Origin of the sequence: Candidatus Palauibacter sp., from assembly GCF_965237495.1 — a bacterium.
Taxonomy (GTDB): Bacteria; Gemmatimonadota; Gemmatimonadetes; order Palauibacterales; family Palauibacteraceae; genus Palauibacter.
The window spans coordinates 4003019-4015912 of sequence record NZ_OZ250143.1 but is presented as its reverse complement, the minus strand read 5'-3'; the positions used below and the strand labels follow the sequence as shown (position 1 = coordinate 4015912).

The 12894-nt window shown below is 65.4% G+C and carries 11 protein-coding genes; 9 read left to right on the top strand and 2 right to left on the bottom strand.

What is annotated here, in order from left to right; genetic code table 11:
* Window positions 1–154: 154 nt before the first annotated feature.
* Window positions 155–964: an IS21-like element helper ATPase IstB gene (gene istB, locus ACPXY0_RS17625; protein ID WP_423926837.1), complete on the bottom strand. Its 810-nt coding sequence runs from the start codon at window positions 962–964 to the stop codon at window positions 155–157.
* A complete protein-coding gene (locus tag ACPXY0_RS17620; RefSeq protein WP_423926835.1) occupies window positions 961–1359 on the bottom strand; it encodes a hypothetical protein in 399 nt (132 codons plus the stop codon). Before ACPXY0_RS17620 ends, istB begins: the two co-directional genes overlap by 4 nt.
* On the opposite strand from ACPXY0_RS17620, the gene ACPXY0_RS17615 reads away from it, so the two are divergent.
* The 9 genes from ACPXY0_RS17615 (at window position 1351) to ACPXY0_RS17575 (ending at window position 12876) form a co-directional block, all read left to right on the top strand.
* Window positions 1351–1611 (top strand): DUF5372 family protein, encoded by a 261-nt coding sequence (locus ACPXY0_RS17615; RefSeq protein WP_419935249.1) that lies wholly within the window; start codon window positions 1351–1353, stop codon window positions 1609–1611. The genes ACPXY0_RS17620 and ACPXY0_RS17615 overlap by 9 nt on opposite strands.
* 188 nt (window positions 1612–1799) lie before the next feature.
* Window positions 1800–2861, top strand: coding sequence for a DNA cytosine methyltransferase (locus tag ACPXY0_RS17610; protein ID WP_423926832.1), 1062 nt, complete (start codon window positions 1800–1802; stop codon window positions 2859–2861).
* Between the two features lie 59 nt (window positions 2862–2920).
* The gene (locus ACPXY0_RS17605; RefSeq protein WP_423926830.1) at window positions 2921–3049 is read left to right on the top strand and encodes a hypothetical protein; all 129 of its coding nucleotides are present in this window, start codon (window positions 2921–2923) and stop codon (window positions 3047–3049) included.
* Between the two features lie 2 nt (window positions 3050–3051).
* Window positions 3052–4131 (top strand): McrC family protein, encoded by a 1080-nt coding sequence (locus tag ACPXY0_RS17600; protein ID WP_423926828.1) that lies wholly within the window; start codon window positions 3052–3054, stop codon window positions 4129–4131.
* Window positions 4043–4339, top strand: a complete 297-nt coding sequence (locus tag ACPXY0_RS17595) for a 5-methylcytosine restriction system specificity protein McrC (protein WP_423926826.1) — start codon at window positions 4043–4045, stop codon at window positions 4337–4339. Before ACPXY0_RS17600 ends, ACPXY0_RS17595 begins: the two co-directional genes overlap by 89 nt.
* 2786 nt (window positions 4340–7125) lie before the next feature.
* A complete protein-coding gene (locus ACPXY0_RS17590; protein ID WP_423926824.1) occupies window positions 7126–7314 on the top strand; it encodes a type II toxin-antitoxin system prevent-host-death family antitoxin in 189 nt (62 codons plus the stop codon).
* Window positions 7315–7345: 31 nt separating this feature from the next.
* Complete coding sequence (gene hsdR / locus ACPXY0_RS17585) at window positions 7346–9703, top strand: EcoAI/FtnUII family type I restriction enzme subunit R (RefSeq protein ID WP_423926822.1); 2358 nt, start codon at window positions 7346–7348, stop codon at window positions 9701–9703.
* 3 nt (window positions 9704–9706) lie between these two features.
* On the top strand, window positions 9707–11158 hold the full coding sequence (locus ACPXY0_RS17580; RefSeq protein WP_423926820.1) for a type I restriction-modification system subunit M: 1452 nt from the start codon (window positions 9707–9709) through the stop codon (window positions 11156–11158).
* A complete protein-coding gene (locus tag ACPXY0_RS17575; RefSeq protein ID WP_423926818.1) occupies window positions 11155–12876 on the top strand; it encodes a restriction endonuclease subunit S in 1722 nt (573 codons plus the stop codon). Before ACPXY0_RS17580 ends, ACPXY0_RS17575 begins: the two co-directional genes overlap by 4 nt.
* Window positions 12877–12894: the final 18 nt, after the last annotated feature.

The window sequence follows — 12894 nt, the reverse complement described above, 5'->3', positions numbered from 1 at the left end:
GCTTGGATCCGAGATCAGATACAGACACGCTTAGAGTGAATGCCGTACTTCCGAGGGCTGGGGAATGATGTGTCAATGGCCATCGAAAATATCCCACTTGTGGCCATGGAAAATGTCCCACCTCGGGGGAGCCCGGCGCGGAGGGGTGCGGCGGTCATGAGGCGGTCGCTCCAGGCGGGGAGATGTCGCGGGCGGCGCCGGGGTGGATGGCTTTGGAGAGATCGGCGTGGCGGCGCATGCGGTAACTGTTGCCGCGGATGTTGACGATGTGGCAGCGGTGCAGGAGCCGGTCGAGCAGGGCGGCGGCCATGACCTCGTCACCGAGGATCCGGCCCCACTCCTCGAACCCCTTGTTGGAGGTGAGCACGGTCGAGGCGTGCTCGTAGCGGCGGTTGACGAGCTGGAAGAAGAGGGTGGCTCCGCTCTCGGTGACCGGCAGGTACCCGATCTCGTTGACGATCAACAGGGCCGGGTGGGAGAGGGTCTTGAGGCGCCGGTTGAGGTTGCCGGCGGTTCGGGCCTCCTCGAGGGAGTCGATGAGTCCGGCCAGGGTGCCGTAGTAGACCCGGCGGCCGCTCTCGGCGGCGGCGATGGCGAGGGAGATCGCCAGGTGGGTCTTGCCGACGCCGGGCGGGCCGAGGAAGACGACGTTCTCCTTGCGTTCGACGAAGCCGAGTTCGTGCAGGGCGTCGATCTGCTCGCGCTTGATCGAGGGCTGGAAGCTGAAGTCGAAGTCGGCCAGCGTCTTGAGCGCGGGGAGCCGGCTGGCGCGCATGGCGGTGGCGAGCCGGCGGCTGTTGCGCGGCGTGATCTGGGCGGCGAGGAGCTGCTCGATGGCCTCGGCGGCCGTCGTCCCGCCGCCATCCACGCCCGCCAGGACGCCGTCGAGCGCCTCCAGGGCGCCAGGCAGCTTGAGGTCGGCGAGCTGGGCCGCGATCCGCTCGCGGCGCGAGGGCCGCTTCACGACACCCCGCCTGCGATCTTCGCGTACTCGGCCAGCGGACGGCGCTCGACCTCGACGATCTTCGGCGGTGTCGCCTCACGGGTAGTGGAGACCTCCGGCTCCGGCGGCGCGGCCAGCGACCGGTAGGGCTGCGCGGCCAGAGGCGTGAGGTAGGGCCGCTCCGGCTCGAAGCGGTCGGCGGGCCGCTCCTTCAGCGTGCCGTGGATCCGCACGTTCGCCTCCCCGTCGATCCAGCGCCGGGCCCGCGCGTTGAGGTCGGCGTCGGAGACGAACTCCCGGCCGTGGAAGAAGCTCTTCCGGATGTAGCCGATTCGGACGCTCCACCTTCTCCTTGGACTGAGTCGTCGACTGCACCCGAAGCGGCGCAAGCGGGTCGAACCTTCCGGGTGACGCATCCCTTTCATCCGCTGCGGGACCGCGAGTTCGAGCTGATCCAGACGAAGCTTTGCTGGGGAATCGAGCGAGTGTACTACATGGGCGAAGGCGGCGTGCTGGCGCACATTCCGGTGGGTTGGACCAGTGTCGCGGTCGAGGATCCGTTCGTGGAGGTGGCGGCGGGCCGTTCGGCGTTCCGAGTCGAGGATTTGCTGGAGTTGGCGGACATGTTGGGCGGGGGTGCTGTAAAGGAGATTATGCCTAATGTGTAAGCATGATTTTAGCCGGTTCATCGATACAGCCTGTTCTGATGTGCCCAACGTCAGCTTCATATCGGACCGACATGCGTGCGAGATGGGCGTTATTGAGTCGAGGGCATGCGGTGTCCGCCTTGACACCGGTTCATATCTAGTCATAATTATGTTGACAGTCTGTCCCACGCATCGCTGGAGATGTCTTCATGACGGGTCGCCCCATCGACGACAAGACGCGCACCCTGCGCGAACACGGCTGCCTCAACCCCCGCCCCGAGCGCGTGCGCGAGCCCCGGTTCCTGGACAACGCCTTCTTCGATCCCCGCGATCTCGTGCAGGTCAAGTACGAGATGCTGCGCCGTGTGCGCGAGGACGGCGAGTCCGTCAGCGGCAGCGCCGCCCGATTCGGGTTGTCCCGCCCTACGTTTTACTTGGCACAACGTGCCTACGAGGCGGGCGGGCTACCGGCGCTGTTGCCGGAGCGGCCCGGACCGCGGCGGCCGCACAAGCTCAGTGCCGAGGTGGTCGCGGCCTTGCGCGCCGCCCGGGCGCAACAGCGGTTTGCCAAGTCTGGCACTAACTTCAAGAGGGTGGGTTTCGAGCATCCCGAGAATGGTAGCCTGTTGTCTGCGTTCATCAGATTGGTGGTTGCGTTCCAACCTAGAGCCTTTCTGGTTGAGAATGTACTTGGACTGCGAGACGTGGACGATGGCGTTCAACTCGCGTTCGCGATGGAGCACCTGCGAGGGAATGGCTACAACGTGGATGAGCCGTGGATTCTTGACGCCGCTAATTATGGAGTGCCCCAGCACCGGACAAGACTGTTTCTTGCGGGGCACCGTGGACGCGGGGGCCTCCGGCCTCCACCACCGCACGAGACGCACGTTGGAGCGGGCAGCGTTCTGCCAATCCGGGGAACCGAGGGGCTGCCGAATAGTGAGACGCGGAAGCATCTGGCGAGTTCAGTACTTCGGTATATGAAGGTACAATACGGAAAGCGAGAGCAGTTGGGCCGTGTAGACAGGCTGGACCCAACGGTACCGGCTAAAACCGTCATCGCGGGGGGAACGAAAGGGGGCGGTCGTTCTCATTTACACCCGGAAGTGCCTCGGACATTGAGTGCGCGAGAATGCGCGCGGCTCCAGTCGTTCCCCGATGATTTCGTGTTTTGTGGGCCGTCCGCTCGGCAATTCACGCAAGTAGGCAACGCCGTTCCGCCAGTGCTGGCAGCCCAATTGGGCAAGAGCATCAGATCAGCGCGGTTCTGAACAACAACGGGTTCGTCCGGAAGTCGAATCCGCCGGAGGAACTGGTCCGACTGAATCTGGTGGATGCAGACCGGAGCGTGTACGACCTGGCGCCCGCCGCCGACGACCGGTGGACCGACACGAACGCGTACCGGAAGATCTATGGGAAGGTGAGCCTGGATGACGACGATCCGGTGCAGGCGGACTGACCGTGCCGGCTAACGCGCTGGCGGGACATCCGCGCCGCACCCCGTCCCACGCATTGGTCGTTCGCGAGCACGAGCCGCTCACCGGTCTGCATGAGGACGACGAGCGCGACCTGATGAGATTCGCCCTCGCACAGCCGACCGGCGAAGGGGGCCAACAGCCGCGGGTCTTCGTGATCAGGAACGGCCGTCTCTATGCGCAGAACTACGTCGGGATCATCGAAACGCGCCGGGGAACCGTGATCGAAATCCTGCCGAAGATCGATCTTTCAACCGGCGGGGAAGAGGACACGCGGCGCGTCTTCCTGACCATGCTTCGGGACTGGCGCGGTCTCGGACAGGCGCAGCTCGACGGCGCCAGCATCCGTGCAATCCGCCGGTTCGACATGTTCGAGGCGTTCGTCCATCTCTTCCTGACGAGCGTCGTCCTGCTGACCCGGCGCGGCCTCGCCCGGGCGTACCGGACGCGAGAGGCGAACCTTCCCCGCCTTCGGGGGCGGATCCTGTTCCCGCAGCACGTCCGCGAGAATCTCGTCGACCGCTCGCGGTTCTACGTCGGCTACGACGAGTTCACGGCGGACCGGCCCGCCAACCGGCTGATCCACCTGGCGTTACGGCGGCTCACGGCTGTCGTGCGTCATCCCGCAAACCGACAGCGCGTTCACCAGTTGCGCATCGTCTTCTCCGACGTACCCACGTCAACCAACATCGACGACGACTGGGCGCGGCATCGTGTGGACCGATCAATGCGGCACTACGACACCGTGATGCCGTGGGTCGGGTTGTTTCTCTTCGGTCACGGCCTCGCCACCTTTTCCGGCCCGCACGTCAGCCGTGCTCTGCTGTTTCCGATGGAAGAGGTGTTCGAGGACTTCATCACCGCCGCCGTCCGCCGACACCAGCAGCGTTTCGCCGTGCGCGCTCAAGGGCCGATGCGGCATCTGGCCACGGACGGGGCGAACAAGCCCGCTTTCTGGCTCAAGCGATATCGTCCTGATGGAACGCGGTCAGGTCCGGTTCATCTTGGATGCCAAGTGGAAGCGCCTCGACCCAAGCGCGCGGAACTATGGCGTGAGCCAGGATGATGCGTACCAGCTCTTCGCCTATGGGAGGACGTACGGCTTGCGACGCGTGGTTCTCGTTTACCCAAGAACGGCAGGATTTCGCGAACCAGTCCGGTTCAGGTTCGCCGGGGATCATGATCTGGAGATGGATTGCTTCCCGTTCGACGTGTCCGATGCGGTGGGGAGTGTTCACGCAATAACGCTGACAGTTCCCGACCGGCGACGATAAACGAGGTCGGAGCTGCGGTGGTCTGTGGTGAGCGGGAGGCTGCGGAACCGCCGGTAGCGAACGGCCTGAGGGGGTTACCCGACGACCTCGACGGTGGCAGAATCACGTGGGGCAACGCCACCAAACGGGTCGCGCTCTCCGATTCGGACAATGGCGACCGGATGCACGTCGAGATACCGCTCGGTCGGGACCTGTTGGAGGCATCGGCGAGGGTGCGACCATCGTGCCCGCCTCTGCGCCGACCTCGGTCGGTCCCAACGCACGCGCGTGGAGGCCGTACGGCTCGGTATTTCCGGCGCTACGTGCGCAGTCATCGGTGGGGCGGCGGGCTACACGGGATAAATGGCGGCCCGCACAGGTGGAGCATACGCTAGGGAGCGACATGGACAGGCGGTACGTCGCAACCCCAGCCGCGCGAAACGGGAGAAGTACGGCTGTGATGCATCCAACCGGCACCAAGGCGGAGAATGTCCGGGAACACGGCGGGCGTTCCATGCTTTCCCCGCATCTACCGAGACGACAGTCGGCGGTTTCGCCGGGCGCCCAGGGACACAGACGCAAATGACCCGGAAACGGCGAGACCAATTCGCCGTCCAACTGGATCTGGGCGTGGGAGCCGAGCCCGAACGCCCGAAGCCGGAGCGAGGGCGGCAGGTGAGCGGTGGCGGAAGCTGGCTCCGGCGGTGCTCGGTGCCCGAGCCGGTCCCGGGGCGGGTTCTGTGGCCTGATGGCCGGGTGGTGCGGGACGATGAACGGCAACGCATCCTGCTCGATCCGCAAACCCACCACTCCTTCCTGGCCGTGGAGGAAGCTGCGTGGAAGGCTTGCGAGGACCGCGTATGGCACCCAGCGAATCGGCGAGGAGTACAGGATGACTCCTAGGTTGACAGCCTCGCCCGACGAAGACTCGGTTGCCAGTGATGCCGTATGGTGCTGGCGACCAGCCGTTGCGAGTCCGGCTTGCCCGCCGTCGTCCGAGCCGGCTAGGGAATGCTGTTTCTGCTTGGAGGCCGGCGTGGCATCCCCAAGTGTGAGCGGAGCACGGCGGCAGCATCGGACAAGAGGTGCTACTCGCCGGAGGTGGGCTCTGGACGGTAGCCCCGGCGCTCCGGCTTAGAGCCGTACTGGAGCGCGCAAACGACGCGGGGGTCCGATGCGCACTTCGGCGCTTCGGCGATGCGCACGGGAACCGGCGCGTATCCGCTGGCGCGCCAACGTCGTTCGCCTGCGCGGGGAGGTCGGCCGGCGCCGCACGAGCGGCACCGGCCGTGACGGTAGCGACCCCCCAGTCCGAGGGCCTGGTACGGGTTCGGGGCCGGGTGTGCTTGCGCACCCCTGCCCCCACCCCCTTCGGGTCGCTAGCGCACCAGCGATCCGTCCCGGAAGGGTGTCGAGCGCCGCTCCGAGGCGGCGGAGGATCCGTTGGCCGACTGGCTGGCCGTCGGGCTGCTCGGCATCGCCGCGCAAGACCGGGACGCGCCCCGTCACGGCTCGCCGTGGCCTTGCCGCGCGGGACTGCTGGATGGGAGCGACCCCGCAGCGCCGGGGAGGATGGGGCTGTCCGGCCCTTCCTCCCCGGCACCGATCGAGGCATGCCGAGATGAGGGGTCGCTCCCATCCACGTCCAAGGAGCGCGCACCGGCATCAGCGCTCCGCCGGCCGTGGCGCAACCGAAAGAGCGCCAGCGACATGGACGGCCGGGGCCGTGTCCGGTCGAACGGCGATTTCGTGTCCGGCGACCCCCAAAGTGAACCGGACACGCAGGAATCGCCGCCACCACCCGCATCCGGCGGTCAAAACAAGCCCCCCGAAAGGCGGCGAGACCGCCACACCGTGAAGCCGTCGATCATTGCTTCCGCGGGCGCGGTCGGGAGCGCGTCCGTGCGCTCGACGAGCTGCCCGAAGGGTCGTGCTCAAGGCCCTCAACCCTGAGTACGACAGCCGCTGACGCCCGGTCGAGGAGGTCGAGCGGGTAAGCGCCGCACGGTCATCCCCGCCGTCCGCGTAACGGCGGCCGAGGCCGTGGACGGCGGGGCGCACCAGATCCGCCAGCGTCAGGCCCGAGAAGCGCGCTTTGGCGTGCCACTCGGCACGCTCCCGCGGACCGGCGCGTCCGACGCGCGCCGTTGCCGTTGCGGGGTCAGAGGGGGCACGGCCCCCCGCCAGCCTCCGCCGGGGACCCGCGAAGCGTGGCCCCAAGGAGTAGGCTGGCTCCCCGGCCTTAGCGGCGTCCAACAAGCCGGTCGGCAGCAGCCGCGGACGCTCCGGCTCAACGCGCCGCATCGGCCCCTTCGACGTGCTCCCCCGCCCCAGCGGATGACCTCGGCGGCAGACCCCCGCGCGATCAACGGGCCCGCCGCGCCGCAACTGTTCGGCGCGGGCGTCCATGAACTGCGCCCACCGTGCGCGGGTGAACACCCCACCGGACAGGCAGACCGGCGTGATCCACTCGGCCCGGCGTCCGGTCCAGCCGAGTCTCGGGCGCGCCCATTCGCGTCCGCTCAGGCCGACGATGGCTCCGCGCGCCGCCGAGTTGAACTGCTGCTCCAGCATACTCATGCCATGAACGGTGAGAAGCCGTTTGCAAGGAAGTCAACCCGTGGGAAATGTCCCATTGTGTCAGGACGTGTCAGGACGTGTCAGAGCCATCGGATGCCGTCGCCAACGGCTTGCCGAGCGACCCCCGTGGAGCCTCCTCCAGCGAGGGTCTTGGGGTTGCCGTCCGGCTTGCGCGGGTCGGCCAAATTGGCCAAGACTTAGTGATTGCCACCAGTCGGAGGAATCACATGCGGACGTTGAGCGCCAAGGACGCGAAGTATGGCTTCGGTCGATTGATCGACCTCGCGCGCGCCGCGCCCGTCACGGTCGCCAAGTATGGGCGTCCGGTCGTCGTGGTGGTCTCGGTGGAGGAGTACGAGCGGCTGAAGGCGCTCGACGAGCTTGGGAGGCGACCGGAAGCGGAGGAACGGAAATGAAGCGGAACAGGACGGGAGGCCGCTGAGCCGGATGGACAAGCGGAGCCTCTCGGAACGCGACATCTGCACGAAGTTCATCGCACCCGCCCTGCGCGGGGCCGGATGGGACGAAATGTCGCAGCTTCGCGAGGAGGTGACGTTCACCGCTGGCCGCATCATCGTGCGGGGCAAGCTGGTCGCGCGCGGCAGGCGCAAGCGCGCCGACTACATCCTCGAGTTCAAGCCGAACATTCCGGTCGCCGTGATCGAGGCGAAGGACAACACCCACGGCGTTGGCGACGGCATGCAGCAGGCGCTGGACTATGCCGAGACCCTGAACATCCCCTTCGCGTTTTCCTCGAACGGCGACGGCTTCGTGTTCCACGACCGCACGGGAGGCAGCAACCCCCGCGAGACGGACCTGCCGCTGGACGCGTTTCCGTCTCCGGCCGATCTGTGGGCGCGCTACCGGTTTTGGAAGGGCCTGACGCCCGAAGCCGAGGAGATCGTCCTCCAGGACTATTTCGAGGACGGCGGCGGCAAGACGCCGCGCTACTATCAGGTCAACGCCGTCAACGCGGCGATCGAGGCCATCGCCAAGGGGCAGGACCGCATCCTTCTCGTCATGGCCACGGGCACGGGCAAGACGTACACGGCCTTCCAGATCATCTGGCGGCTGTGGAAGGCGCGGCGGAAGAAACGCATCCTGTTCCTCGCCGACCGCAATGTGCTCATCGACCAGACGATGGTGAACGACTTCCGTCCGTTCGGCGGCGCGATGACCAAGCTGTCGCGCAGCATCGACTCCTCCTACGAGGTCTATCTCGGCCTCTACCAGGCGATCACGGGGCCGGAGGAGCATCACAAGGCCTACCGGAAGCTCTCGCCGGGGTTCTTCGATCTCATCGTGATCGACGAGTGCCACCGGGGCAGCGCGGCCGCCGATTCCGCGTGGCGCGAGATCCTCGATCACTTCTCCTCCGCGACCCAGATCGGCCTCACGGCCACGCCCAAGGAGACGAAGTACGTCTCCAACATCAACTACTTCGGGGAGCCCGTCTTCTCCTACTCGTTGAAGCAGGGCATCCGCGACGGTTTTCTGGCGCCTTACAAGGTGGTCAAGGTCCATATCGACCGAGACATCGCGGGCTACCGTCCGGAGAAGGGCCAGCGGGACCGTGTCGGCGATGTCGTTGAGGACCGCGTCTACAACCTCAGGGACTTCGACCGCACGCTGGTCATCGACGGGCGGACGAAGCGGGTGGCGGAGAAGGTCAGTGCGTTCCTGAGGGAGAGCGGCGACCGCTTTCAGAAGGCGATCGTCTTCTGCGTCGATCAGGAGCACGCCGCCCGGATGCGCCAGGCGCTGGTCAACGAGAACTCGGATCTCGTCGAAGGCAACTCGCGCTACGTCATGCGGATAACGGGCGGGGACGAGGCCGGAAAGGCCGAACTCGGGAACTTCATCGACCCGGATTCGAAATACCCCGTCCTCGTCACCACATCGCGGCTGCTGTCCACCGGCGTCGATGTCCAGACCTGTCGGCTGATCGTGCTCGACCGCGCCGTGGGGTCGATGACCGAGTTCAAGCAGATCGTCGGTCGCGGCACCCGCGTACACGAGGACAAGGGGAAGTTCTACTTCACGCTCATCGACTTCCGGGGTGCGACCGGTCACTTCGCTGACCCGGAGTTCGACGGCGAGCCGGTCCAGATCTACGAGCCGGGGGAAGACGATCCCATCACTCCGCCCGATCCTCCACCGCCCGGCCCGGACGGCCCCGACGCCGGCGAGATCATTGACGACGGATGGGATCCGCCACCGCCCCCCGGGCCGGGGCCGCGAAAGAAGATCTACGTCGACGGCATCGAAGCGACCATCGTCGCCGAGCGCGTGGAGTACCTCGACGGGCGCGGCAAGCTCATCACCGAGTCGCTACGCGACTTTACGAGGAAGGTCCTGCGCAGGCGCTTCGCGAGCCTCGACGACTTCCTGAACCGTTGGAATGCCGCCGATCAGAAGCAGGCGATCATTGACGGGATGACGGCGGAAGGCCTTCCGCTGGCTGTTATCGTCGAGGAGTTGGGCAAGGATCTCGACCCCTTCGATCTCGTCTGTCACGTCGCGTTCGACGCCAAACCGCTGACCCGGCGCGAGCGGGCGGAGAGCGTCAAGAAACGGGACGTGTTCACCAAGTATGGTGGCCAAGCCCGCGCCGTGCTGGGCGCGCTACTCGACAAGTACGCCGACGATGGCGTACTTGATCTCGGCGACGCCAAGGTGCTCAGGATCCCACCTCTCGACAGCCTCGGCACGCCGCTCGAACTTGTTCGGGCTTTCGGTGGGAAGCCCGGTTTCGAGCGGGCCGTGCACGATCTTCAATCCGAACTCTACCGGGAGAGCGCCTGAGAAATGTCCGTCGGCACCCTCGTCAAGTCCATTCAGAACATCATGCGCCAAGACGTGGGCGTGGACGGCGACGCCCAGCGCATCAGCCAGCTGTGCTGGATGTTCCTCCTCAAGATCATCGACGACCAGGACCAAGAGCTCGAAACCTTCAAGGACGGCTACCGCTCGCCGGTCCCCGCCCCTCTGCGGTGGCGGAACTGGGCTGCCGATCCGGAAGGCATCACGGGCGATGAACTGGTCGACTTCGTCAACGGCGATCTATTCCCGCAGCTGAAGGAACTCCCGGTCCGGGCCGGTCCCCGCGCCGGCGTCGTGCGAGACGTGTTCGAGGACGCCTACAACTACATGAAGTCCGGCCACCTGCTGCGGCAGGTCGTCAACAAGATCAACGGCATCGACTTCAACAACCTCGCCGACCGACGGCACTTCGGCGACATCTACGAACAGCTGCTCAACGACCTGCAATCGGCCGGCAACGCGGGCGAATACTACACGCCGCGCGCCGTGACCTCGTTCATGGTCCGGATGATCGACCCCAAGCCGGGCGAGACCCTGCTCGATCCGGCGTGCGGCACCGGCGGCTTCCTCACCTGCGCCATCCGCCACATGATCGAACATCATGTGAAACGCCCCAAGGACGAGACGAGAATGCAGGCCTCGTTGCGGGCTGTCGAGAAGAAGCCGCTTCCCCACATGCTTGCCGTCACGAACATGCTTCTGCACGGCATCGAGGACCCGTCCTTCCTGCGCCACGACAACACGCTGGCGCGGCCCTACATCTCCTGGGGCCGGGACGACCGCGTGGACATCGTGCTGACCAATCCGCCGTTCGGGGGCAAGGAGGAGGACGGCATCGAATCGAACTTTCCGCAGCACTTCCGGACGCGTGAGACGGCTGATCTGTTCCTGGCCCTGATTATCCGGCTACTCAAGCCCGGGGGCCGGGCCGCCGTCGTCCTGCCGGACGGCTCCCTGTTCGGCGAGGGTGTCAAGACCCGGCTCAAGGAGCACCTGATGGAGGAGTGCAACCTTCACACCATCGTGCGCCTGCCGAACTCCGTGTTCCGCCCCTACGCCTCGATCGGGACCAACCTGCTGTTCTTCGAGAAGGGCGAGGCGACAAGGGGTGTTTGGTTCTGGGAGCATCTCGTGCCGGAAGGCCGAAAGGCCTATTCCATGACCCGGCCCATCCGGGTGGAGCATTTCGACGACTGCGCTGACTGGTGGGGCGGAGCGGAGCGCACGGGCCGGGAAGAGGGTGATCGCGCCTGGAGGGCGAGCGCCGACGATATCAAGGCGCGCGGCTACAACCTCGACATCAAGAATCCTCATACTGAGGAAGAGGATCTTGGCGACCCCGAGACGCTTCTGGAGAGACTGAACAGCGCTGAAGCCGAAATGGTATCGGTCCGAGATCAGTTGAAGCGGATCCTCACCGAGGCGCTGTTGCGGTGAACGCCGATCGCCTGTTCGCCCTCTACGACCGCGTGGCGGACGCACCGGACGCCGTTGACCGCCTCCGACGGTTCGTGCTGGACCTTTCCGTGCGGGGAAAGCTCGTGGAGCAGGATCCAGCCGACGAACCGGCGTCGGAACTACTGAAGCGGATCGCCGCCGAAAAGGCGCGCCTGTTGAAGGCGCGTGAGATTAGGAAGCCAGGAGTCTTTGCGCCGCTGGATGAGAATGGATTCCCCTTCTCTCTTCCAACGGGGTGGGAGTGGGCGCAGATCGCACAGCTTGGCGTGGTCAGCCCACGCAACGAAGCGCCGGACGACCACAAGGCGTCCTTCGTTCCCATGAGACTAATCTCTGCCGAATACGGCGCTGGCCACCAGCACGAGACACGCCCATGGGCGGATATCAGGAAGGGCTATACCCACTTCGCCGAAGGCGATGTTGGGCTCGCCAAGATCACACCGTGTTTCGAGAACGGTAAGTCCACGGTCTTTCGGAACCTGACAGGAGGCGTCGGAAGCGGGACTACGGAACTGCATGTCGTCCGCCCACTATTCGTGACGGCCGACTACATCGTGCTGTTCTTGAAGTGCTCCCACTTCATCGAGACAGGCATCCTGAGAATGACCGGCACGGCGGGCCAGAAGCGCGTGCCTACCGAGTATTTCACGAGTTCACCCTTCCCCCTACCGCCCCTCGCCGAGCAGCGCCGCATCGTCGCCAAGGTCGATGAACTCATGGTGCTCTGCGACCGGTTGGAGGAAACCCGCAACGCGCGCGAGGACACCCGCGACCGGCTGTCTAGGGCCAGTCTGGCCCGCCTGACCGCAACCGACACGGACGCTCGGACGTTTCGGTCGCACGCGCAGTTCGCCGTCAATGCCGTACCCGCGCTGACCGCGCGGGCCGATCAGGTCAAGCTCCTAAGGCAGACCATTCTCAGCCTCGCCGTGCGGGGGAAGCTGGCGGCGCAGGATCCGCAGGAGGGCTCTGGTCGAGATGTCCACGCGCGGATTACGTCTGCGCATCCGTCCTCGCAGCGGTCAGAGAGCGGGTTGAAAGCTATTGATGGCATGTATCCACTGCCGTCCAGCTGGACTTGGGCGTCACTAGGACAGGCAATCGTTGCTGGCCCCCGGAACGGACTGTCTCCGCGCCCGTCAGCACGAGAGGATGCACCACGGGCGGTTACCCTTACCGCCACGACGAGCGGCATCTTTGACGGATCGCACTTCAAGCGAGTTGACGCGGACATCGGGCCAGATTCGGACTACTGGCTTCAACCCAACGACCTCTTGTTCCAGCGCGGTAATACCCCCGAGTACGTTGGCATGGCCGCCATCTATGATGGTCCGCCGGGGGCGTTCATTTTCCCAGACTTGATGATACGTGTGAGGCTCTCTCCAGAAGTGAACTTGAGATTTGCTCATATTTTCTGTCTGTCTCCGGCGGCTAGGAGCTACTTTTCGGAAAACGCGACTGGGGCGCAGAAGACCATGCCGAAGATCAATCAGGCTATTCTTCGAGCCTTGCCGATCCCCCTTCCGCCCCTCGCCGAGCAGCACCGGATCGTCGCCAAGGTCGATGCAGTCATGGCGCTCTGCGAGCGGATGGAGGCTGGCCTTGCTGCCACGGATGGCACCCGCAGTCACCTTCTCGACTCCCTTCTCCATGAGTCTCTGGGCTCCCACGAGGCCCATGATCAAAGGGAGGGGTAGTGGTGTTGTGAGGATCGG